A 23,926-nucleotide genomic window follows, 5' to 3' on the forward strand; every position below is an offset into this window, starting at 1 on the left:
TCGTATTTTTGGTGATTCTATCTTTTTCCAAGTTTTCGAAACGGACGTTAATTCAAGGCTCTTAGTAATAATAAGATTGCTCGATTCCTCAAAGTTCATTTTCCGATTATCGACATTCTCGTTGGTGCCTGTTGCAAAAGGAGTCGTAACTCTAGATCATTAATTGATCTTCTCTCCATTGCTTGAAGGCATAACGTCTTATCAACCTTCCTCCAATCAACAACTTTGCCAAGAAGTTTCTTAAATACGTGTTGACCGTTCGTTTCTTTCCATGAAGAGGTGGGCTCCGTTTATTTTCGTATATTTCGAAAAGATCTCTTCGAAATTATTTCCGGCATAGTTTCGATTTTCTTTAGTGTCTCCACATGGGATGAAAGTAAGCATCTTCCAAGTTAAAGTTCATAAAGTTATTGTTAAGTTACCTTGTGAAAAAAGTCGAAATTGTCTACATCTCATTTTCCAAGGTTGAAGGTTGCTCTTTGGACATAATCGACACTTTTTCCTGTCCATCTCTGAAGAGAGTTAAGTTTTTGATCTTCGTTTTTTAATACTTACTCAGAAGCATGGAAAGAGCACATAGTTGTTGGAGGAGCTGAAGCTGAAGAATTCAAAATTTCTTTGAAACGCTTACAACGGTATTCGTTTTCAGGATCTTTCCGAGAAAATAATCTGTTATCTCGGAAGAAGAATAAGAGTTACGGCAGGCGTGTGGAAAGACTCTTGTCTTTTCATCACGATTCTCGTGAGTTTATTTTCACTATTTCTTTCAGCCGTCAATTCCCAACCGGAGGCGGCTAATTCTTTTTCTGATTGTTGAGCGTCTTTCTTGGCAGAGAGCCAATCTACCAAGTCAGTGAGGTCTAAAGGAGCGCCGATGACTCTTTCCGTAATTTCTCGGCTTCTACGGGCTTTAATCGGTTCTTCATTAGAAATGGCCAGAACCGCCCCGTCTGAGTTCTCTGTCAGTGTTGCTGCATTGGCTCCCAACGGGCCTTTCAGAATTAATTCTTTCTGCTCAGCAGAAGACGTCAGCAGGAAAGTTCCGGAATTCCTGTCAGCTTTACCGTCTTTCAAAAGAGTAATGGAAAAACGTCCGTGCCACTCTTCAACATCTGCAGTCTTTTGAATGGATGGCGTAGAACAGCCTGCTAAAACCAGCATCGCTGCAGTCAAAACGGAGAAACCAAATTTCTTCATTCTTTGATTCCGAGTCTTTTGATTAACGCTTCAGTGTCTTCTGAATCGGGCCAAAGTTCTTTGGCTCTCTTTAAAACCAGGCGAGCTTCGTCCTTTTGATCCGAAACCCAATAGGCTTCTGCAAGGTGAAGCATGATGTCTTCACTCTCTAGAAGCTGTAAAGCATCGTTGAGATATCCGATTGCTTCGGTGTATTTCTTCTCTTTAAAGCTTAGCCAACCCATGGAATCTAAAATATACGGATTAGATGGATCAAGCTGATACGCTTTGCGAATGTTTTCCCCTGCCTCTTTTAGACGGTTAGTTCTTTCAAGAAGTGTATAGCCTAAAGAGTTATAAGCATTAGCAAAGTTGGGGTCTATCTCTAAAGCTCTCTTTAAATAATTCTCAGCCATAGAAATGAGGTCCAAGCGCTCAGCGATCATGGCTGCTTCATAGAAGAGACTCTTAGATTCAGGATACTTTTGTAAATACTTTTCTAAGGTCTTGAGGGCCTCGGTATCTCCGTTAAGTTCAGCAATTAAACGGGATTCAACTGCTGCTACTTCTTCGGCGACGGCACTGTTGTCGCCGGGGTCGACTTGTTTGAGAACTTCAAGTGCTTCTTTATGTTTATCTTCATGAGAATAAACATTGGCTTTCTGAATCAGAGCGGCAGGCTTCATCGAGCCGACAACGCGATCAGCAAGCGCGAGAGCTTCCTCATATTTTTTGTTTTCTAAGGAAACTTCGCTCAGTAGCAAGAGAGCCTTCTGCGGGATAGTTCCATTCTCAGCATCGTCTTGAGGAAGCTTTGCTAATTTAGTAAGCAGGACCTCTGCTTCTGCTTCATGATTATTTTGAAGCAGAGAAACTGCAGTACTTAGTTCAAATTCGTAGTCGTTCGGATATTTTTTGACTAACTCAATTAGCTGGTTGTAGTCGGAAGAGAGCAGCAAAAGATGGGCATACGAATCTCGGATTCTTAAATCTTTAGGATTCTTTGCTAGATACTGGCTGAGAACCTGGCGGGCCTCTTTTTGACCTGCATTGGACTTCTTCTGCAACAAGACAGAAACCAGTGTCATTACGCTTTCCGGATTAGGTTTCTGTTTGTAGCTCTCTTTAGCAAACTTTTCCGCTGCTTTTTGGTTGCCGGCCAGCCCTTCTAATCGGGCTAAACCGAGTTTCGTTTCCGGAAGTCTCTTGAATTTCTCAGTAGCTTTGCGAAAGAACGTCAGAGCCTTTTTTCTGTCTTTTCCGATTAAAAGCTGGCTCTGCAATCCAAGAATGACTTTGCCCGGATCCTCTACCTGAGATAAGAAAGACTGTGTAGTCAACAAAATCTTGTTGTATTCCTGGTAGTGCAGGCCAATGCGAATGAGCATCTCCTGGGCATGTCTATTGCCGGGAGCCAGTTTATTCCAGAGCAGCACTGACCTCATGATTTCACGAGGAGCTTGGGCAACTTGTGCAATCTGAACGGCTCTTTCCGCTAGTCTTGGGTCACCTGTTTCCTCGGCTACATTCATGTAAGTGCTGTAAGCCGCACCTAATTCATTACGCTGCAAAGCAATTTCGCTAGCGATTAGTTGGAAAAGAAGTCCTCCGGTGAGTTCAATCTCAGGCAGGCTATCAGGAGAGAATTTTTTAGGTTTTGGCGGATCAAAGACCAGATTCAGCTCCTTCTTAGAAGCAGGCACAGCTGCTGCGTCAGCAGTCATAGGGATAGCGGTAAAAGCTATCGCCGCGGCGCATAAGCAACTAACTAATCTATTGAAACCCATATAAAAATTAACCTAAAAATCGATCCAAGAGTTTAGCCGAGTTATTAGTTAGTTTGCATTGTTACGGGATGAGTTTGAGCGTTCATCATTGTCAATGTTCTCGTTTGAGGAAATTTGCTTGGGCACAGCGAGAAATAACCAGATTTAAACCTTAGGAATCACCTGAGAGATAGCTTCTCATCGACGATTGCTGTTCCTATGAAGACTTAAGGAAGACGGAAACACTCTATTTCTTGGCCAATTCTTGTAGTTCTCTCTATCAAAAACAGACTCTCACGAGGCCAAAAAACAGTGTAGAGAAGGTCAGGTTAAATAATGCATGACATGGAGGGGATCATTCGGCAGATTCTTGGGTCTACATTGATAAAATATCAAAGTAATAAATTTGCGTTTAAGGAGGTGGGAGCGGAGGATTGAAGTGCCAAAATTTCTCCTTTAATTCTCTCTTTTAAGCGATCCTTTTGCAATCAGGACTAACCTTACTGGAAGCCCAAAAATGAAAAAAGAAGATAGCCTCCTTGCGTGGAGGGTGTTTGTTAACGCTCTTGAGACCGGTAACCTTACACAGACTAGCATTATGTTGGATATTGATCCGGCAGCCGCAAGCCGACATTTAGATAGCCTGGAGGCAGCGCTTAGGGTACAGCTGCTTTATCGCAACCGGCGCCCCTTTATCGCTACTGCGGAGGGAGACGATCTTTATGAAGATGCTCGCAAGCTTTTGGCTCTCCAGGAGCAAATGCTTCATCGAATTGGAAAAGCAGCGCGTCGTAAAACACGAGCAACACAGGCAGTTATCACTGTTTCTGCAGCCCAAGGATACGGCCACGGTTGGCTGATGCCGCGTCTGCTTGAATATATGAAATGTTATCCGGATATCACTTTCGACACTCTCACTGAAAGGAATTTGAAGGATTTGGCGGATGGAAAAATTGAAGTTCTTTTTGCCGTACACCGCTTCAATCGGCAGGGATTTGTTATTAAACCGTATGCGACGCTCCCATGCTTAGCTTTTGCCTCACCATCCTATATTCAACAATACGGTATGTTGGAAAATCCTCAGGACTCCGCTCTTCATGTGGGTCTCACGCGTTCCGGGAACAATTTCCCGATTTCCAAGGACTTGGTTACCAATGGGACGGATTTCAAGGCTCTTTCCTGGGGAAAGGAAATTAAGGCAGAAAATTCGATCCTCCTCAAAAAGCTTGCAGTTCAAGGAGTTGGCATTGTTTTTGACTTGCCTGTAGGTTTTTTCATCGATGAGTTGGAAAACGGACTTCTGGTCCCGGTTCTTAATAATTGGCGAAGAACGCCGTTTATGGCTTCGGTGGTGACGACCGAGAAGCTATATAAGTCAGATGAAAGAATTAAAACTTTTGTTGACTGGATGACGCTTTATGAAGGTAAAGCTTCAAACCAAAGAACGCTAAAGGCCTTGAGTTTGATGAATAAAAACCTTCGAGATGTCTTTACCGACGAGGAGGATTTCTATCATCCCGAGCAAGCTTTTTTTAAGTCAAAAAGAACAAAAAAGGCAGCAGTGTAACCCCTTATTTATTTTGATTAATTGTCAATTAAGGATTGAGAACCTTCTATTTCTCCGATGAAGCTGACTTTCTAGAATTTCTCCCAGATGCAGGAAAACGCATCAACCCAAATCAAAGGAGATAAAAAATGACTGTTCAGCTTTCTCGTCGAAATATTTTGAAATCCACAGCTCTTGCTGCCGCTGGTTTTATTCCGGCTGCAGCTGCTATTGCTCAAACAACTAAGATCCCGTCCCAATGGGATGAAACCACAGATATCATTATTGTTGGTTCCGGTTTTGCCGGTCTCTCAGCTGCCGTCGGCGCCAGCAACACAGGTGCCAAGGTAATCGTTCTTGAGAAGATGCCGACCATCGGCGGAAACTCTGTCATCAACGCCGGTGACATGTGCGCTGTAGGAACTCCTCAGCAGGCTGCAAAAAACGTTAAAGACTCTCCGGAACTGCTCGCTCAGGATATGCTCAGAAACGGTCTTTTCCTCAACGACCCGAAGAAAGTGAAGTTTGTCGCAGAACATGCCAATGACAACTACAAATGGCTCGTTGACGAAATCGGTGTTGAATTCATGCCGGTAGTTGGATTTACCGGCGGTCACAGCGTCCCCCGCGCTGTGACAACAACCGCAGGATCCGGATCAGGCATTATCATGCCGCTTGCTGCCTACCTAAAGAAAAAAGGTATTGAACCGAGAACTAGAAACTACGTTGAACGTATTTATCGTGATGACAACGGTAGAGTCGTTGGTCTGTGCGTGCGCGAAGGCTATCGTTTTGGTAAAGAAGGTTCCGGCAGACCTAAAAACATTCAGGCTACCAAAGCAGTTTTACTCGCCCATGGCGGTTTCGGTGCCGACGTAAAGTACAGAAGTCTTTTGGATCCGAAATTAACTGAAATTTTCAAAACAACGAATCAGCCGGGCGCCACTTCGGAAATGTGGAAGGAAGCAGCACGCATCGGAGGAATGATGATCCAGTCCGATTGGATTCAATGCACTCCATGGAATAATCCGCTTGAAAAAGGCATGGGCTACACCTGGAACTTCGGCCAGTACGTTGCCGGCGAGGCAGGTATTTGGGTTAATACAGAAGGCAAACGCTTCGTTAACGAAAATGCTAACCGAAAGGTTCGTGCCGATGCCATCCTTGTTGAACAAGGCAAAGGCCTCAAGGCAGTTGCCGTTGCCAATAAAGCAGCGACGGCTTCTCTTGAAGGTCGTCGTCCGGGATTCATGGATAAGGCCCTTAAGGATAACCTCATCAAACAGTATGATTCCTTGGATGCGTTAGCTGCCGATTGGAAGATGCCGGCCGATACTCTTAAAGCAAGTATTGCTCAGCTGAACGGGTATTTCAAGGACGGCAAAGATCCTCAATTTGGAAGAATCGTTAAGGATCTGAAGCCAATGGAAGAAGGTCCTTGGTATGCGATGGAAATGTCTCCTAAAGTTCACCACTGCATGGGCGGCTTGGCAACTACTATTGACGGCAAGGTACTGGATGTCTCAACTCTTGAACCTATCCCCGGACTTTACGCTGCAGGTGAGGCTACAGGCGGAACTCATGGCGCAGTTCGCATGGGTACAAACGCAATTCTTGACTGCTTAGTTATGGGAAGAGCTGCCGGTACAGCCGCTGCAACTCAAGGCTAATTTAAGGCTAGTAGGGGTGCTTAGGCGCCCCTAGCAGGAGAGGAACAATGAGAAATTCTTTACTCGTAAGCTGTTTGGTAAGTTTTTTGTTGGGTGCAGGATGTATGTGTGCTCAGGCGGCAGGTTTTGCGGATGCACATACATCAAAAGGCGTTCCTTGCGAAGCCTGTCATGTTTCCAAAGAAAAGCCGCAGATGCCGACTATCGACAACTGTGTCAAATGTCATGAACTTGAGGCTTTAACTGCAAAGACCGCCTCGGTTAAGCCGCAAAACCCGCATACATCCCCTCATTATCAAAATAAATTAGAGTGCAACAATTGCCATGTAGGCCATGAGCCTTCGGAAAACTTCTGCGGGCAGTGTCATAACTTTGAATATAAAGTCCCTTAATTCTATTTTCTTGATTGATTGGTACTTTTCTCCTTGAACTTTAGTTCGGCTGGCTTCCGTCAGTGAGGTCGGTTATTTTTTGAAGGCCTTAATGGTCCCAACTTATACGTTAAAGTCTGGTTGAAGACATGAAGTAAACAGCCGCTCATTACATTTGAGCGTGGCTTGCCGGAAACATTTATGCGCCTCAACACTCTGCGTCGTAAGGCGAAAGAGCTTGAATTCCCGGTTGATGAGAAAACGATTTTTGGAGTTTTATCTTCCCATCAAAACTTCCTGGACTCGGTTTGTTCACACGAGGATCCAATCGACTCTAAGTACAAGAGGTTCTGCACAATTTACGGCATTGTTATGGACCTAACCGCTCGCCGTCTATGGATTACAGACGGACGCCCGTGCGAAGGAAAGATTTCGACATACGCACTCTAGCAACAGCGTTTAGTGTTTTCTTAGTATTGAAATCATAATTTCACCACCTCTGAGTATCCTTGGAGGTGGTCTCATCTCACAAAATTTCTCCGCCTGTTTGGGACTCTAAAGATTTTTGTTTAGGCCAAGGATTTGCCAGAACCCAGCTTTAGTACCAACTCCTTAAACTCGGAAAGTAATGGATTGCTGAAACGGCGGATAACACGTTGTTTTTAGGTCTGAGGCTTGCTACGAAGTCTAACTTGTTGAAATACAAGTGATTTTTTATAGTCCTTAAAGGGCAGATAAAAGACTATTTGGGGATGCTGGAATTTATTGTTTGCATTATTGATTTGGTGAAAAATAATAAAACAGAATGAAAAAGCGGAAAGACCAAAGATCTTTCCGCATTCGAACCCGGTTACCGATTAAAGACTAGAGAGCAGTGATTCTCTCAATTTGCTTACCTGGGTCAACAACGATAGCTTTCATGCCGCGGGCTTCAATAGCGTCTTTACCGTGTTCAGTACAAATAACGGTTGCGCCTTTAGAAACCAATTCACCATTGAAGAGAATCTTCTTGCCGTCGACGAAAGAAGCAACCGGAGTTTGAGTTGCTAAATCGTAAACAGTGATATCGGCATCGGCTCCGACGGACAAGTGTCCTTTGTTTTCTAAACGAAGCATGCGAGCTGGGTTCAAAGAAGTCTTCTGAGCAAATTCGCTGAGAGACAGGATATCGAGCTTAACTAAGGACAAGCCTTGAGAAAGAATGACGTTGCGTGGAATGCATCCGCCGTCAGTAGAAATGGCGTCAACAACAAAGGCGCCGTCATCACGCTTAGCCTGAGCTAAGGCAATGCGTGGGAGCGGAGGATTGATATTGAAGCTGCCGCCAACGTTAGTCTTAGCTGCTTCCCATAATTTAAGGGCTTCTTCTCCGGTCATTAGATCAGAGTACCCGCCGGCATCATAGACAGCAAAAGCTTTACGGGCAAGAAGAGCTTTTCTGACGCCGTCGGCATCTTCTGTAAATCCAAAGGCTCTTAAGCAGTTGCCTGTAACCTTAGATTGGATGGTGCCGTCCGGATTGCAAGTCAAACGTGTGCCGTTCTTTGGAGAAACATAGCTTTCGCAGAAAATGTTCGGATTAGCTTTGAGTAAATCGATAGCAATTTTTGTTTCTTCCATTGCTTCATGGATAGCACCGCGGCAGTACGCATTAATGTGAGCCAGATGCATCGGATATCCGTCGGCCATCTTGACGGCTTCAATCATGCCGTTAATGTTGGAGCCGTTCTTAGTTGTGCCGGCATGCCAAGCAACATAAGCGCGCCTTTCAAGAGCCGTTCTGATGAGAAGAGCGGAAACTTCAGGATCCAAAGGATAATGTCCGCCAAGGAGCTTGACGCCTAAAGCACCGTCAGCGAGAGATTTGTCGATAAGGTCAATCATCTCTTGCTGACTCGGAGTGGAGTTTTTGAAAGTGAACGGAGGGGAGGCAAACTGAAGGATTGCCATGTTGATGCCAACGCCGTATTCCGGAACATTATCTAAGATGTCGTCGAGCGGACCTGCCATATCCAAGCAGGTAGTAACGCCGTTCATTGCAAGCATTCTCGGACCGAATGGGGAGCCCCACATCGTTCCGAGGTGAACGTGACTGTCGATGATGCCTGGCTGAAGAGTTTTACCGGTAAAGTCAATAACTTCTTTGGCTTCTTCCTGAATATCTCTTTGTACCTTAGCGATTTTCCCTTCCTGAATTGCAACGTCCGCAACACCATTGACGGAGTTGAGAGGATCGACTACCCAAGCGTTTTTAAGAAGTAAGTCGTACATTATGTTGTTCTCCATTGTGATTGAGATGAATGACTAAGCCTAGTAAGTTTGGAAAATTTTTTCAAGAACTTTCTGATTTCGTCCAAACCTGTGAAGTGCAAGTTGAAGAAGAATCCTGCATTTTTGGGCAGACAAGGTTCCTCCGGGAATCAATTGCATTTCCTGCCACTCAACTTTACCTTTAGTGACAGGCCCAGATCCGGTTCTGCTCGCCCTCACAACAGCAGGTTTATGCTCCGAACCTTGCAACACCTTCTCGGCAACTGCCGGGACGGTACTGTTTCCTGTTAGTTCCAGGATGATCCCATCCGGTCGGGAGGCCAAACAACGTTCGAGCTGGTGCCCGTCTTCATCAGCATGAGAAAGAATGATTTCGACTCGCGGAAAATCTTCAGGTTTGAAATTTTCTGAAATATGGAATTCAGAACTCAAAGTATGAGGTTTAACGGATTGAGTCAGGAAATCAATATCCTCTCCGATGATGTATCCAAGTTGGCCTGAAGAGGGTGAGCAAAAGGTCTCAACCGAAACCGTGTTGGTTTTGGAAACATCTCTTGCTCCGTGGATTTGACCGTTTAGCGAGACCAGGACGCCTTTGCCTCGAGCCTGTTTTGATGAGGCAAGTCGTACTGCATTCAGCAGATTAAGAGGACCGTCGGCTGAAATCGCCGTTGCAGGCCTCATAGATCCGGTTAAAACAACAGGCTTCTCGGTCTTAAGGGTCAGATTCAGGAAAAAAGCCGTTTCTTCCATGGTATCTGTGCCGTGAGTGATAACAAATCCATGGATATTGGGATCCTCAGCCAACTTGTTGATAGTGCAGGTAAGCTTTAGCCAATCTGAAAGCTTGATGTTGCTTGACCCAATGTTCAGAAGAGGCAGGGCATCAATGTTAGCGATTTCAGCCAAAGCAGGAACTGCAGAGATAATGCTGCGGACATCCAAACCTTGGATGCTGTATCCGGTCATTTGCGCCCCTGAGGTACCGGAACTGACAATGGTTCCACCGGTACCGATAATGACAATATGAGGTTTAGTCATAATGATGTAGGGGTTTAGTTAATTATTAACGCATAAAGATGGCAAGCAATACAACCGCAACAATCATTGGAACGAAAGTGCGTTTAGCTACATCGAAAGGATTTGCTTTAGCCAATCCTGCTACCAGAATGGTAATACCGGCGATTGGAGATGCTGTACGGCCAGCTGCGCCTGCCAAGAATGCAAGAGAGCCAAGACTGTGGATATTCATGCCGAACTCGGCAGCATGAGGTGTTACTGCAGAGTTGAAGGCCATCGCACCTGCGTCACCGCTTCCCATCAGGACGGAAAGAACAAACGGACCGATGGAGCCGCCCCATTGAGCGATTTCATTAGATTGAACCATTACGCTGATCAAACCTTTGATAAGGCCGGAGGCAGTTAAACCTGCAGCGAGCACACCTGCCGCAATGATAATGCCCATGATGGCGCCGTAAGAGTCTCCCATGCCTTTGAAGAATTCTTTAGAGAATTGCTGAGGCTTTTTGAAGCTGACGAGGAGGCAGACAATTGTACCAATGACCATGGCCTGAGCAACACCCATCTTAACGGTTGGAACCCAGAAGGTGAATACAAGCATTAAGACGATAGGAATCAATGGAACGAGGGCTTTAATTGGGCTTGGTTTGAAATCAGTGGTTGCTTCTTGCTGTTCTAATGCTTGGACTGATGTTTTTTCGCCCTTGTTGTCGCCGAGGAGCCAGCAAACAATGAAAAGGCCGATTGCACCGACAACACCGATCATCAAGGAGAACTTGCCGTGATAAGAAATGAGCTCCATGATGGTCATGTGAGCCATATCAGAAACATAGGCGTTGTGGGACAGGCCCGGAGAGAGCAAAGAACCTGTGGTTCCCATTAGAACGGCAGCTGCTGCAGCTGCGGGTTTAAATCCGGCTCTTAAGAGCAGGGGAATCATTGTCGTACCTACGACAGCGCCGACCCCAGCTGCTGATGGGATGGCAATATTGATGCCGAATGTCAGCAATGATGTGATTGGGATCATTAAAAGACCAACGTTTCTGATAGGGCGGGTCAGATAATGAACTAAAGAGCGGTCGCATTCAGTAAATGTAACGCAGTAGGCAAAACCGGTAGCGGAACAGATGGCTCCAATTAAGGCTGGATTAACCATGGTTTTTGCAAAAGCATTTAAACCTGCCATCGGGTCCAGGGCTAAGCAGCAGAGGAGGAAGCCGCCTCCAAAAAGGACTAGACGAGTTTCGTATTGTTTGATGAGAAGGTAACCCATGAGAATGAGCACCAGAATTGCAATCCATCCGGTAATGGGCATAAGAGTCTCCTTAGAAGGAAGTTGGGGAGGTCAGTTCTATATTCTTAGAACTTAAGGAAATTTTAAAACCCCTTGGGCAAGTCATTAGAATGCCAAGTATGACCAGTAGGAATAGTATTGCCCCAAGAACTCTGGAAAACCCGAGGAAAAATCCGAAAATAACTCTAAATAATTCTTAAAAGTGAGAAAAGGTCCTCAATTATCCTACTTTGAATCCGTCTTTGACCCATGGAGCAAAATCAAGAATCTGAGGAATAAGCTGCCGTTCTACATACCGCGTGCTGACGTCATAAATGATTCCTGATTCAATAAGAAACTCTTGTTCTCGGCCGATGAGAAATACTTCACGCGAAAACAGCGGAGGCTGCATTGGCCTAACAATTAGATTAGGTAATATATGAAGGTTCTGAAGGATTGTGGTCGGCCGTGAAAATCCCCAGCCGATGCCCTCGGAGATTAATTTAACCATTAAAGCGTTCGTATCCACTGAAATTCTATCCGGGAAGGTGAGCCCGTGAACTCTCATAAAGGTGTCATTAATTTCGCCGGCGCCGGTTTCGCTCCAATACCTCACTAACGGCAGTCCGCAAGTGGCAAGTCTTTGCCAACTCCAAGTTTGATCTTTTTCCTTTTCAAATTTTTTTGGAAGCATGAGGATAGAGGGCTCCGTAAAAATCCTTTTTGTGAAGATGTGCGGAGTTTCACTGGATACGACGTTGGTGATAATCAGATCCAGCTTGCGTTCAACGAGTCTTTGCATGAGGACATTCGCGCTTGCAGAAATCATCGTGATTTGCGAAAGATTCGGAAGCGCATGTTTGATAATCTCAAATCCCAGATGCAAATGAAGGCTTTCCAGTATTCCAACGCGAAGAATAGGTTTGATGTAATTTTTGCTCTGCAGTAAGGAAAGCGAGCGAAGCATTTCTCCTTTCAGCCCATGAAGGTTTTTATGCAGAAGACGAGCTTCGGGAGTTAATGCCAGAGGCCGAGAACTGCGGATGAAAAGCTCAAACCCAAGCTCTTTTTCGAATTTCTGCATAGTTTTGGAAACAGCTGACTGTGTTATGCCTAAAGCATGGGCAACAGCCGAAAAGTTCCGCATATCGCAGCACATCATGAACATGACCGCTGGCGCACTCAGTAGGGAATTGCTGATATGAGGTTTCATTGAGCAGACCTTCGAGGAAAGAGGTTGATAGTTTTAATTCGGCGAGAAAACCTCTGCTTCCGGTTTAGCCTCTGAGAGCTTTTTCAATGGGACGGTAATCTGCGGAGCTCCTTCTACCCAGGGTGCAACTTGGTAAGGCTGAAAATGAATAATAACTTTACCCGGAGCCAATTGGATTTCACTGAAATTTGCAAGCGTTGGGTAGGTTTCGTAGGTAATCATGTCTGCGTCGGCTTGCTCACCGATTTTTTCTTTAAGGGCCGAGGCACAATACTGAGACAGAAGCTTCAAGGCCACGGAAGGTTCTTCAAACAAATCTTGGAATTGCAATTCACGGTCAGTCTTTAGGTCAAAATTTAGAACTTCTTCGGAATAGTTGCCATGAGCGCCTCCCGAATAAGATTCAATGGTAAACACTACGCTCACAACGTCTTCAGAGGGTTGAGTGACCGTGAAGGTGCCGTTCATATCCCACTGAGCAAGCTTTCTGCTTTCTTCGTCCATAGCTTCAAAATTTTCATTTGCCATTTGCAGATAGGCGGCAGCTTGATTGTTGATGAAGAATTTAATGGCTTTATCAATATTTTTTTTACCGAAAACCGGATAGGAGATAGAAACGGAGGGCCGTTTTGCGTTTTCAATTTGAAGAGTACTGTTTTGGTATTCCGGAAGTTGTTGAGCTGGAACGGCACTTGCTGAGTAGGGAAGAACCAAAGTGCAAACAGCGATGAAGCATGCGATAGAAAGTTTGTAGTAATGCAATTCGAACCTCTTTTAATGTTCTAGAAGCCTGCCGGCATGATAGCACCGGACGTCAAAGAGGCCTTAGCAAATCTAGTGCCTTCACTTGAGATTCTTAATAGAAGTAAGGATAGGCTAGCCGGCAGCCGAAGAAAACAAGTGAAAACTCGGGCTTTGATGATCAAAAAACTATCCGAAAATCCAAAGAAAGCGTGCTCTGTCATCCATAATCTAATAACACTTTATTACAACTTATTCAGAAAAAGGATTTCCCATGTCGGCTGCTCTAAAAGCCGGCCCGATGCAGCAGGGGCCGGATATCAATAAAGGTTGGATTATTACGATTGTGGCCTACTTTGTCGCCATCGCATTGGGCGTTTGGGTGGGTGTTTGGGGAGGAGACGTCTCTAACAGTGTTGCAGTCTTCTTCAGCACTGTGTTCATTAAGTTATTTAAGTTCATCAGTATTCCGATTATTTCCGTTTCTATCATATCCACCCTGGCATCTTTGTCAGAGTCTCAGGATTCCGGAAGAATTTTTAAACACACCATCTTCTATACCTTGCTGACAACCTTGCTGGCTGCTGGTTTGGCTGCAATTCTCTATGTGCTCTTTTCTCCGGCCAATGTTGCCATGCCGGCTGAGACGGCGTCCGCAGTAGCCGGGATTGCTAAGCACTCTTATTTGGAATATGTTCAATCGGTTATTCCGGATAATTTTCTGACACCGTTCCAGACAGCAAACGTTCTTTCCGTTTTGTTGATTTCCCTGGCAGTCGGTATTGCTATTTCCAAGCTCCCGCAGAACTCCAAGCCCAAAGAAGTTATCTACAACTTCGTCGTAGCGTGCCAGCAAGTGCTTTTCATTATGGTCAAGTGGCTTATCGTCATTCTGCCGTTAGGTATTTTTGGTTTTGTGGCTTCTCTGGCCCAAGAGCTTTCTAGCGGTATCCAGTTAGGAGGCCTGGCAACTTACTTCATCGTAGTGGTCGCTGCAAACTTAATTCAGATGTTTATCGTGCTTCCGGCTTTCCTGCTGATCAAGGGCATCAATCCTCTCAAGGTCGCTAAAGGAATGTTTCCGGCTCTGGCTGTGGCATTCTTCTCTAAATCTTCTGCCGGTACGCTGCCTGTCACGATGGCGAGCGCAGAAAACAATCTTCGCATTCATCCGGAAGTATCCCGCTTTGTTCTGCCGATCTGCACCACAATCAACATGAATGGATGCGCTGCTTTTATTCTGATCACGGTGGTCTACCTCATGCAGAATGCAGGTATTGAAATTACACCGATGACATTGGTTATTTGGGTATTCATAGCCACCATTGCTGCTATCGGTAACGCTGGGGTTCCAATGGGCTGCTTCTTCCTCTCAGCAAGCTTGCTTGCCAGCATGAACGTTCCGATTCTGCTGATGGGCGTAATTCTTCCGTTCTATGCAGTTGTGGATATGATTGAAACCACCCTTAATGTTTGGTCGGATAGTAATGTCGCTACGGCGGTCAATAAGGATTTATTTAACCAAGCGCCTTAATCAGAGTTAAACCAGCGAAGCGGATCTCGGAAAAACCGGTTCCGCTTTCATTTTGGAGTTTTGAGTGGTAGGAGATGAAACCACACAGTGACCCTGTGTGGTTACATGAAACAATAGAAACTTAGCCGGAGCGCTGCCTTTCTTTAAAAGCGTCTATACGATTGAAAAAGGAGGCTAGCTGCATAGCTGTTTTGAAAGGTAATTTGCTCAGCGCCGAAGACCGAATATGATCGACGGTTCGTTTAGAAATCCCTAACCGTTCTCCAATTTGCTTATTGATGAGTCCGTCGGCTACTAAGCGGCAAACTTTCTCCTCTCGCGGCGTTAATTTGTTGAACATTAAAATTTCATCCTTGAGATCCACCGCCCCTCCTCTCCGGTCCAAATCGATCTGGACGGCTCGGGCTACTGAGCACAGAAGTTTTTCCGGCAATAACGGCTTTTGTTGAAAATCGACCGCTCCGTCAATCATAGTTCGCACAGCCATATCAATATCGCCGTGAGCGGTTAGGAAGATCACCGGCAGCATGTACTCTCTGCGGTTCAACTCACTCAAGAGCTCTTGCCCGGTCATCTCAGGCATTTGCTCATCGAGAATGAGACAGCCCGGCCGGCTGGGCACATCGGCACGAAGAAAAGTGGCTGCGCTAGAGTAGATGGAACATTCGTATCCTTCGCATTCCAGAAGGAAGGCGACGGAATTAAGTAAGTCGATATCATCATCGACCACTCGAATAAGGGTTTTACTGCTTTGTGCCATGGTTACTTCGCTTTCTCAAGAGGCAAAATCATTTTTGCGGTGATTCCGTTTGGGCTTCTTCGAGAGAAAATGAGTTTGCCTTTATGGTTGGAAATTATTTGCCGGATGATTGCCAGCCCGAGGCCTAGTCCTTCAATTTTTTTCGATTGTAGCGGTTCATTTAATTTTTCGAATTCTTCCTCTGTAAGAGCTTTACCTTCATCGGAAACCTCCAATGATGCGTAATTTTCGTAAGAACCTTCTTCAGTATTTACACAGACCTCAACACTTTGACCTTGGAGACTCGCTTCCTGTGCGTTTTTTATAAGGTTGACGATGCAAAGTTCAATCTCCAATGGATCCGCATTAATCAAAATCGGCTCCTTGCTCAAAACCGTCAAATTGACAGGAATATGCGATAACTTGGAATCCTTGATGGTTTTTATAGCTTCTGTCGAGGCTTGTGCGAGATTGATCGTTTTGCGGCCCGGCATCTCTCCTTTGGCATAAGCTCTTACCTTGGAGACGATCTTCTCAGCTTTTTCTGCTTGTGCCTGCATTCTCGAAATGCCTTCACTGATTAAGTCTGTATCAACGTCTTTTTCCTCAAGCTGCCTTTGGAGTCCGTGAGAATAGTTCATGATGGTTGCAAGAGGCTGTCTGAGCTCATGCGCGATGATTGATGATATTTGTCCCACCGCTCCGGCTTTTTGAAGTTCTTGAAGTTTGAACTGGGCACTTCTGGCTTTTTTCTCAGTTTCTCTTCTTCTTTGTAATGATCTTCGGAGTTGATTAGTTCTTTTTTTCACCAAATAGGATTCTCTCAAAGAGTGCCCGAAAATTCCGACCCCCGTCAACATTAAGAGGCTGACATAAATGCCGTACTCATCCCAAAACTTTTTCCATGTCCAATTCCGCAAATACGAATATGGGCCGAGTTTTAAGTTTTTATATAAATTGTCTGTTGAGCTGAAGTCCGATACGATGCTCCAATGAGGCTCTCCTTTTTTCTCAGGAAGAGACAAGAGAGTCAGAACTACTTTTCTGGCTTCCTCAGGATTAAGCCGAGGTGTGGCAAAAATCGTCCAGCCCGGATAAAGATCCGTGGAGGTTTTGCAATGGAAGCTGCGTCCGGCGATCGTCTTGTCCCCGATAACTTTGATGCCACTAAGATTCCATCCCATCTCTCCTAATTCTTCAATAAAGCAGGTTCTGACAATTCCAACGTCTGCTTTCCCGTCTCGGATGAAATTGATGACCTGACGCATATCGTGACCGGTGGATACTTGTTGGGAAAAGAATGAATCCGGATTAAATCCGCGGTTGGCAAGCTCTCCGAGAGCAACGTGGTATCCGGAAAAAGCGTTAGGTCCGGTGGTTGCAACAATTTTGTTTTTCAATGAAGCAATATCGGCGATATCCAGGCGATCTTTTAAGGTTATAAAAACGCTTCCTTCCGCATGGTTGGGATCGGGAAACTTATCGGACACAACAGAAGCTAAATCTCTGGCACCGATAAGTTTCATTCGTGTAAAGGTTCCGGCAGAGCTAAGGACCAAATCGGCATCTCCGATGTCGGACGTTTCTCCGGAGTAGACATTAACTTTCAGATGATCAGGGCCAAAAAGTTTTTTCAGAGCGTCAATAGTTTTTTCAACAATCGGATAGTTGCTGTTCGGATAAGCAAACTGAGTTACAAGCAAGGTGTACACACGAGAAGAAGAGCCGGAATTTGCTATTTGAGGCTCATAGAGCACGTCGCCTATCTTCGGAGGCTCTTCTGCAGTTGCTATGGCTGCAAATACATTCAAAGCAATTATCAGAACTGTTTTTACTATTTTGAGCATTGAGGAAACCAGCGAGGTTGAGGATACGCTTACGTTAATCTTAATAGAAATGCAGTTTTCTTGATCTGGATCAAGATGCCTAGGCATCGATCAGAAAAATAATTCTCCTCACGGACAAAACCCACTCTCAAAGGAGAAGAAATGATTAACAGACGCAACTGCATTAAAAGTTTGGCCGGATTATTCGGAGCTGCGGCAGCCGTGTCGGCAAACGCCACCGAAAAACCGAATAAGCAAACTAAAAAGGATGAATACGATGTCGTTATTTTAGGCGCCGGTACCGGTGGTCTCGTTACTGCGATTGAAGCTTATGATCTCGGCTTAAAACCAATTGTTCTAGAAAAGATGGATTACGCAGCTGGCAACTCTTTGTATGCCTCCGGCGGAATTGCGGCATGGGGTACTGCACAGCAGAAAGCGGAAGGTCATGAAGAATCAGAACAGAGTTTCCGCGAAGACATGATGAAGGTCTCTGAATATCGTGCGGATCCTGAACTAGTTGATACGTACGTTAAAAACATTGGTAAGGATCTGACCTGGCTGAAAGAACATATCGGCGTTAAATTTGCGAAAATCAAAAGAAAGCCATGGCCGTTAAATTACCGCATGCACAATGTTGACGGTCAAGGTCTCACCGGCGGCGGTCGTCTCATCCGTTATCTCTTGGCAGCCTGCGAACAAAGAAACATTCCTGTGGTTTTCAATACTAAGGCAATGCAGTTAATCACAAATGATGATTTCCGGGTTGTCGGCATCAAATGTGTTACCGATAACGGCGTCAAAGACTTCTATGCGGTTAAAGGTGTAGTAATTGCAACCGGCGGCTTCTCTGCAAACCGCGAAATGCTAAACCGCTATATGGGAGGTCCGCTGTCAAGGCTTGTGCTGCGCGGTTCTCCTTACACACAAGGAGAAAACATTAAGTTGACTGAGCCTTTGGGCGTTAAATTGGTTCACATGGATCAGTTCCACTGCGGTCCGATTGTGGAAGAGACGCATGCTAATCCGAATTTCGTCATTGATTGCGGATTAGGTATTGATGTCGATGTCAGAGGTAAACGTTTCATGGACGAAATTTTTACTTATACCCAGAAATCCATGGCTACCGCTCAGAGAACACCGGAAAATCTCGCTTATCACATCATTGACAGCAACTGGCCGCAAGCTACCTCAGCGGCTAAAAAGTTCATCGGCATGAAGACCAAGGTTCTCGTGGCTGACTCGATTGAAGAGCTTGCAAAGAAGATGGGTGCCGATCCCAAAGCCTTTGTTTCGCTTGTCAATGAATTTAACACAGCACTGAAGGGAGGCAAGCTCAAAGAAATGGATCCCCCGTGCTCCTTGCCGGAAGTGAAGCCTCTCGACAAAGCTCCATATTACGCATTCCCGTTCCAAGGCGGTATTACGGCGACTTTCGGAGGCCCCAAAATCAATAAATTTGCTCAGGTAGTCAACACAGAAGATGTGCCAATTAATGGACTGTATGCAGTTGGTAATGCTGCCGGCGGCTTGTTCTTTGGGAACTATATCGGCGGCACCCAGTTAGGTGGTGCAATTGTGTTCGGAAGAATCGCTGCCCAACATATGGCCGGCCAGAAATAAAAAGAGGAGACAGTTATGACAAAGACAATTATCGCATTGTTTGGTTTAGTCCTTGCAAGCTGTGCATGGGCAGCTGACACTGCAGCAACAACGGCTGATCGGCATCAGAAAATGGGTGTCCAGTGCGTTGCCTGCCATAAAGACGGAAACACTGCTCTGCCGGTGAGAAAGGCACAATGCCAGGCGTGCCACGGCAGCTACGAATCATTGGCTAAACGTACGGAAAAGGTAAATCCTAATCCGCACTACAACCACTTCGGAGACCGAGATTGCTCTACCTGTCACAAAGGTCATCAAAAGTCAGTAACTACTTGTGATACTTGCCATAAGTTCGATTTAAAAACGCCGTAAGGCAAAACTTTATCGTTGATGCTTCCTCCGTTAGGTGAATAGACGCAAAAGAGAAGGCGTCCTACGGAGAAGTAAAAAACATCTAACGAAGCATTCTTTTTATACTTTTAAGAAGAATGCTTCGATAATTCTTCTAGCCTACGCTTATTTTTCGGGCTTTTTCTCACATCATTAAAAAGCAAAACAATAGGGCATAGGATAAACGGATGTTCCCGGCACATTCAAAACCTTGAAAGGTTGTGTCCGGTTTGCGGCAGTCGGAAGCTTGCGGATCGCGGCTTCTATCCAATTCACTTAAGGAAGGTGACTATTTCTGTTTTTGCTGGTCAAAGATTTAGTTCTTACGCTTATAACTAATGATTATTCTCGATGTCAAATGAATGCCGAAATCTTAAAATGAAGTAGGAGATAATTACTTGTCTTTCTTGGTTAGTGCGTGGCTCTTTGGAATTGTCTTTCCAGGATGTCCGGCAAATTAGCTAAAAGCTTCGGACTTTCAGAAGTGCCGAATACTGAGAACTTTTCAACAAAACCAAGATATTCTTGGGAGTCAGCTGAAAAACAATGAGAGAACAAAGACATACGGTTTTAGTTTGGTCGCCCAAAGGACTAGCGGATCTTCGAAGTCAAGCCTACCTGGATAAAAAGCAAGAGTTCTTAAATGGCATTCTTTTGCTTCAACGGCTTAGTTCATTTAGACCGCGGGATGCTCTATCTGCGGAGAATCTCATTGCGCTCCTGGAGGAAACTGAAAAACTCAAAGAAACTTTAATGACCTGCTGCAAGGCGGCCGAAACAATCGCAGCAGCCGACAGCAAAATTTCAGCCGAAAAAGTCAGTGTGGTAGAAAAAGCTCTCATCCTGCGGAAGGTGTCCCAAGAAATACAGCATTACTTCCAAGAAGCATTGAATGGGCAGATATTCACGTCAGATACAGTCAAGAAATGGCTGGAAGAAAAAAGAAAAATAGGTTCCAAGTCGCCTCAAGGATTAGACGATAAAGTGGACATGCTCGTCTTGGAACCACTGTTTTCTCTTTACTTTCACATGAAAGGAAGCCTGCAGACTACGGTGATTTTTCCTGATGGATCCATTAAAAGAGCATCTCCTTCGGTCATTAACTTTTTGCTCAAGAATACCGCAGAGCCCGAGAAGCGAAAAAGGATATTTAATGCTCTTTCAGTCAGTTTTGCCCAAAATTCAACTGTTTTCTGCGATATCTTGAATTCTGTTTCAGGAGCGCATCTTCTGCACGCCTCCCGCAATAACTTAACGATTCTGGAATACGCTTTAGCTCAGGAGAACATGGGGAGGGCTGCATTTGATGCAGTCACTGTAGCGTACTGGGAAAAAATGCCCGAATTGCGGAAGATGATTAGATTCATAGGCTCGTGTCTTGAAAACGAAACTTCTCGTTCTCTTCCGGCAGCGTTGCTTGGGGCTGCACTTCCTCACTTAAGCTGTCCCGCTCATCTGCGTTCGTTTGAAGTGACCTTGCAGGTATTGGAGAAAGCTGTTCGAGATGTATTTCCGAACTTTTCAGAATTTATAGAAGAATGCCGAAAGGGACGCTGGATAGAAACTCACAATTATTCCGCTGGAGCCGGTGGTGCATGGTGCGCAGAGATACCTTCCAATCGGGCTGTCGCTGTTTATGTCGATTACGAAGCAAACATTCATCGGGCCTTCGAAACAGCTCATATCTTAGGTGACGCGTTTTTGCGTTGGACAACTTTCGAAGTTCCTTATCATCAGAGACGACTGTCGGAATTGCGCTGTGAATTTATAGGCCGGCTTTTTGAAGAGCTCCTCCTCAGACACCTTCTCACATGTGCTCAAAAGCCCGAAGATAAGTGCTCAATACTCTGGCATGGTCTTAGAAGACTTGCTATCAATTTGGTCCAAATACCATTTCGGTTTCGGCTTGTTGAACGTATTTATGCAGAGAGATCAAACGGTTATCTTTCAGTAGAGAAAATCAATGATTTGACAAGAACATGCTGGATCCACTTTTTCCAAGATACCGTGGAAGGCGTCGACCAATACATCTGGGCTCGAAAGCCTCATTTTTATAATCCTATGACGCCGCATCATGATTTTCAGTACACAATAGGATTCCTTTCAGCAAATCTTTTGATTGCATCTTTAAAGAACCAACAAGGAACCGAAGAGCTTGGAAAATCGATTTTAAAGGCCTGCGCCCTGCATCCTTACGAAGAAATTTTTAGACGATTTTTGAGTGCCGACATCGAGCAAAAAGAAATATGGAAGAAGGCCATCGACGAGGCGCTCCTTCCAATGCGGGAGATTAAATCTTATATGAGCTATATCTTTCCAAAGGAAAGCTCTTCTTACTCGTTGGATTAGAAATAGTGAGAAAGACCGAGTGTTCCGTAGAACGCCTTTGGTTTGATGGATTCGTTGGAAGATTTGTATTTGGCGCCTGATGCTCCAATGGCTGAATACAGCTTAGTGTTCTTAGAGAAAGCATACTGATAACCTAAGCCGACAAAACCGCCGTCAACTTTAAGTTTGGATGCATACTGATCTGTGTCTGCGTGTACATAGCCGGCTGCGCCTAAAAGATTGCCGCCGAGAACAGGAGTTGAGAAACCTAAGATGACGCTGCCGCCTTTAAGGCCGTCAATTATTTTGAGCTGTGCGGCAGAAATTTTGCCGATGCCATGGTCCTTCATGTCGCCGAAAGCCGGAGTTCCTACAGCGTCCGCATTTCTAAAGTATTGCAGAGAAAGATAGGTAGTGAAGCTTTGGAGTTTCCAGTTTCCACCGGCAGTTACTCTCCACATGTCTTTTGGATTTCTCTTCAAAGTCGTAAGTTTTTCATTAACTCTTTCGAAGAGGACAACACCTTCAGCCTGAGATCCCTTCCAAGTGACGCCTAAACCGAAATAATGATCGGAAGTTGAGCGGTTTTCATGATCCTCCTCACCCATGGAATATTGAGTTGTAAGCTGGAATCCTTTCATAACCGGAGAGCGGTAGATAACGGCATTGTCATTGCGGGAGGCAGGCAGTTTCGCATAGACGATGTTTTGGTTGCCAATTTCCCAGATGCCGGTTCCGAAAGGATTTACGTTTCCAAGAAGGTTAAAGGATCCACCGTCAGTTCCAAGGACGGAAGAGCGACCGGCTGCGAGGATGCCGTAAGGAGATTCAATTTGCAAAGTGGCTTCTCTGCTGAATGCAAGTCCTTCTGAGCCTTCTGCACCGGTGTCGGAGTCAAAGCCGTTTTCCAGCACGAATTTGACTTTATAACCGTTTCCGAGGTCTTCAGTTCCTTTGATGCCAATGCGGTTAGATGTACCGCCTCCGCTAATCATTTCAACATTGTTGACGGTAGAGCCCAGGCCGTTGTCAACGTGCGAGGCGCCGACTCCGACATCGATTCTTCCGTATACGGTTACTGAAGATTCTGCGTAAGCGGTTGCGGTAACTGAGAGTGCTGCTAGTAAGGCAATGGAAAGTTGTTTCATTTTGATTCTTTAGGTTGTTACATAAGGAAGATGGTAAGAACGATGGCGCCGAGGCTGACTAAAGCGGAACGTTTAATGACTTCGATTGGAGAGGTTCCGGCAATACCTGCAATCAGAATAACGCCTGCAGCCAACGGAGAAGAAACGCGGCCGAGAGTTGCAGAAAGACAGGTAAGGAAACCGAGGTCTTGGATCTTCATGCCGAAGTCAGCGGCGTGAGGCACGACAGATTCGCAGAAGGCGAAAGCTGCAGCGTTCCCGGATCCGGTCATAACGCCAAGAACATACGGGCCGAAAGAACCGCCAAGTTTTGCGATTTCTGAGGAATCCTTGAGGTATTCAATGAATCCGGCAACTACACCGCAGCTTCTCAATCCGGCAGCAAAAACACCGGCGGCGATAATTAAGCCGATAATGTTGCCGTAGCCTGAACCCATCCCGTCAAAGAATTTCTTAACTAATTCAGCAGGATTGCTTCTAGTAACAAAGATGACGTAGATAAAGCCGATTAACATGGCAGTAGCAACGCTCATCTTGATTTGAGGGAACCACAAAGAGATCACGAACAGAAGCACGACCGGAAGAAGAGGCGCAAAGGCTTTAAGGATGTTCGGATTAGCTGGAAGCTCAGGTAGAGGGCGGTTCAATTCCCCGGCCTTGGTAGTTCCTGCTTCTTGAAAAGTACCGTTTTTCTTGTAGTCGCCGAAAAGGAAACAGATAACTGTCAGTGCGATGACGCAGAAAACGAACAAAAGAAGGATTTTCCCGGAGATGTAGTTGATTTGATCCATTACAGCAATATTTGCAATTTGTGCTACGAGGATGTTGTCAGTTGAGCCGGGAGACCAATAATTAGGCAGAGTAGATGAAATAATCGCGGCTGCGGCAATTGCCGGACGGAAGCCTGCTCTAATCATAAGTGCGACAAGTGTTGGGCCGATGGCGGCACACAACCCGGCTAAGGAACCAATTGCCAAGGAAGCGACACCGGTTACCAGCATGCAGCATGGAAGAAGCAAAATGCCGAGTTTGTTTAAAGGCTTTGTTAAAAGGCTGACCAAATGAAGGTCGCATTTAGTCATCGTAACGCAAGCTGCAAAACCCATAGAAGAACAGATTGAGATAATCAGTGCCTTATTCGTCATTGATTTATCAAACTGCAGAAAAGCCTCCATGGGATCCATGGAGAGTACGCACATGGCTAAGCCCGCAAGAAGAAGTACCAGACGGGTCTCGTACCGCTTAATAAGGCCATAGATGGTTCCTATTACTGCCGCAATAGCAACCCAAACACTAAAAGTCATTTTTGTCT

19 protein-coding genes are annotated in these 23,926 nt (G+C 45.3%); 8 read left to right on the top strand and 11 right to left on the bottom strand.

Going from position 1 to position 23,926, the window contains the following annotated elements:
- Window positions 1-672: 672 nt before the first annotated feature.
- The gene (locus ADH67_RS04290; RefSeq protein WP_066594576.1) at window positions 673-1,197 is read right to left on the bottom strand and encodes a lipoprotein insertase outer membrane protein LolB; all 525 of its coding nucleotides are present in this window, start codon (window positions 1,195-1,197) and stop codon (window positions 673-675) included.
- Window positions 1,194-2,963 (bottom strand): tetratricopeptide repeat protein, encoded by a 1,770-nt coding sequence (locus ADH67_RS04295; protein WP_084081548.1) that lies wholly within the window; start codon window positions 2,961-2,963, stop codon window positions 1,194-1,196. Before ADH67_RS04295 ends, ADH67_RS04290 begins: the two co-directional genes overlap by 4 nt.
- A 496-nt stretch (window positions 2,964-3,459) precedes the next feature.
- Between ADH67_RS04295 and ADH67_RS04300 the strand changes: the two genes are divergently transcribed.
- The 4 genes from ADH67_RS04300 (at window position 3,460) to ADH67_RS04315 (ending at window position 6,979) form a co-directional block, all read left to right on the top strand.
- On the top strand, window positions 3,460-4,509 hold the full coding sequence (locus ADH67_RS04300; protein WP_066594571.1) for a LysR family transcriptional regulator: 1,050 nt from the start codon (window positions 3,460-3,462) through the stop codon (window positions 4,507-4,509).
- 128 nt (window positions 4,510-4,637) lie between these two features.
- On the top strand, window positions 4,638-6,158 hold the full coding sequence (locus tag ADH67_RS04305; RefSeq protein WP_066594570.1) for a flavocytochrome c: 1,521 nt from the start codon (window positions 4,638-4,640) through the stop codon (window positions 6,156-6,158).
- A 47-nt stretch (window positions 6,159-6,205) separates the two neighbouring features.
- Window positions 6,206-6,550 carry a cytochrome c3 family protein gene (locus tag ADH67_RS04310; RefSeq protein ID WP_066594568.1) on the top strand — a complete coding sequence of 115 codons (345 nt, stop codon included), beginning with the start codon at window positions 6,206-6,208 and terminating at the stop codon, window positions 6,548-6,550.
- A gap of 180 nt (window positions 6,551-6,730) precedes the next feature.
- Entirely contained in the window at window positions 6,731-6,979 is a 249-nt protein-coding gene (locus ADH67_RS04315) for a hypothetical protein (protein WP_066594563.1), read from the top strand.
- Between the two features lie 414 nt (window positions 6,980-7,393).
- Here ADH67_RS04315 and ADH67_RS04320 read toward each other — a convergent pair whose 3' ends face one another.
- From ADH67_RS04320 to ADH67_RS04340, 5 genes are all read right to left on the bottom strand, one after another.
- The gene (locus tag ADH67_RS04320; protein WP_066594561.1) at window positions 7,394-8,800 is read right to left on the bottom strand and encodes an amidohydrolase family protein; all 1,407 of its coding nucleotides are present in this window, start codon (window positions 8,798-8,800) and stop codon (window positions 7,394-7,396) included.
- A gap of 39 nt (window positions 8,801-8,839) precedes the next feature.
- On the bottom strand, window positions 8,840-9,841 hold the full coding sequence (locus tag ADH67_RS04325) for an asparaginase (protein WP_066594560.1): 1,002 nt from the start codon (window positions 9,839-9,841) through the stop codon (window positions 8,840-8,842).
- Window positions 9,842-9,866: 25 nt separating this feature from the next.
- The gene (dcuC, locus tag ADH67_RS04330) at window positions 9,867-11,135 is read right to left on the bottom strand and encodes a C4-dicarboxylate transporter DcuC (protein WP_066594558.1); all 1,269 of its coding nucleotides are present in this window, start codon (window positions 11,133-11,135) and stop codon (window positions 9,867-9,869) included.
- Between the two features lie 199 nt (window positions 11,136-11,334).
- Window positions 11,335-12,306, bottom strand: coding sequence for a LysR family transcriptional regulator (locus ADH67_RS04335; protein WP_084081547.1), 972 nt, complete (start codon window positions 12,304-12,306; stop codon window positions 11,335-11,337).
- A 33-nt stretch (window positions 12,307-12,339) separates the two neighbouring features.
- A complete protein-coding gene (locus ADH67_RS04340) occupies window positions 12,340-13,068 on the bottom strand; it encodes a DUF3298 and DUF4163 domain-containing protein (RefSeq protein ID WP_066594555.1) in 729 nt (242 codons plus the stop codon).
- Between the two features lie 253 nt (window positions 13,069-13,321).
- On the opposite strand from ADH67_RS04340, the gene ADH67_RS04345 reads away from it, so the two are divergent.
- Window positions 13,322-14,581 carry a dicarboxylate/amino acid:cation symporter gene (locus tag ADH67_RS04345; RefSeq protein WP_236578579.1) on the top strand — a complete coding sequence of 420 codons (1,260 nt, stop codon included), beginning with the start codon at window positions 13,322-13,324 and terminating at the stop codon, window positions 14,579-14,581.
- Between the two features lie 121 nt (window positions 14,582-14,702).
- On the opposite strand, the gene ADH67_RS04350 is transcribed toward ADH67_RS04345, so the two are convergent.
- Window positions 14,703-15,341: a response regulator transcription factor gene (locus ADH67_RS04350; protein WP_066594554.1), complete on the bottom strand. Its 639-nt coding sequence runs from the start codon at window positions 15,339-15,341 to the stop codon at window positions 14,703-14,705.
- Window positions 15,342-15,343: 2 nt separating this feature from the next.
- Window positions 15,344-17,167, bottom strand: a complete 1,824-nt coding sequence (locus ADH67_RS04355; RefSeq protein ID WP_158212621.1) for a sensor histidine kinase — start codon at window positions 17,165-17,167, stop codon at window positions 15,344-15,346.
- Between the two features lie 141 nt (window positions 17,168-17,308).
- Between ADH67_RS04355 and ADH67_RS04360 the strand changes: the two genes are divergently transcribed.
- The 3 genes from ADH67_RS04360 (at window position 17,309) to ADH67_RS04370 (ending at window position 21,487) form a co-directional block, all read left to right on the top strand.
- On the top strand, window positions 17,309-18,769 hold the full coding sequence (locus tag ADH67_RS04360; protein WP_066594553.1) for an FAD-dependent oxidoreductase: 1,461 nt from the start codon (window positions 17,309-17,311) through the stop codon (window positions 18,767-18,769).
- A 15-nt stretch (window positions 18,770-18,784) separates the two neighbouring features.
- Window positions 18,785-19,120 carry a cytochrome c3 family protein gene (locus ADH67_RS04365; RefSeq protein WP_066594552.1) on the top strand — a complete coding sequence of 112 codons (336 nt, stop codon included), beginning with the start codon at window positions 18,785-18,787 and terminating at the stop codon, window positions 19,118-19,120.
- Between the two features lie 564 nt (window positions 19,121-19,684).
- On the top strand, window positions 19,685-21,487 hold the full coding sequence (locus tag ADH67_RS04370) for a gluzincin family metallopeptidase (protein WP_066594550.1): 1,803 nt from the start codon (window positions 19,685-19,687) through the stop codon (window positions 21,485-21,487).
- On the opposite strand, the gene ADH67_RS04375 is transcribed toward ADH67_RS04370, so the two are convergent.
- Entirely contained in the window at window positions 21,484-22,614 is a 1,131-nt protein-coding gene (locus ADH67_RS04375; RefSeq protein WP_066594548.1) for a porin, read from the bottom strand. The two genes, ADH67_RS04370 and ADH67_RS04375, sit on opposite strands and share 4 nt — an antisense overlap.
- 17 nt (window positions 22,615-22,631) lie before the next feature.
- On the bottom strand, window positions 22,632-23,918 hold the full coding sequence (gene dcuC, locus ADH67_RS04380) for a C4-dicarboxylate transporter DcuC (protein ID WP_066594546.1): 1,287 nt from the start codon (window positions 23,916-23,918) through the stop codon (window positions 22,632-22,634).
- Between the last annotated feature and the right edge of the window lie 8 nt (window positions 23,919-23,926).

The organism is Turicimonas muris, assembly GCF_002221595.1.
GTDB classification, from domain to species: Bacteria; Pseudomonadota; Gammaproteobacteria; order Burkholderiales; family Burkholderiaceae_F; genus Turicimonas; species Turicimonas muris.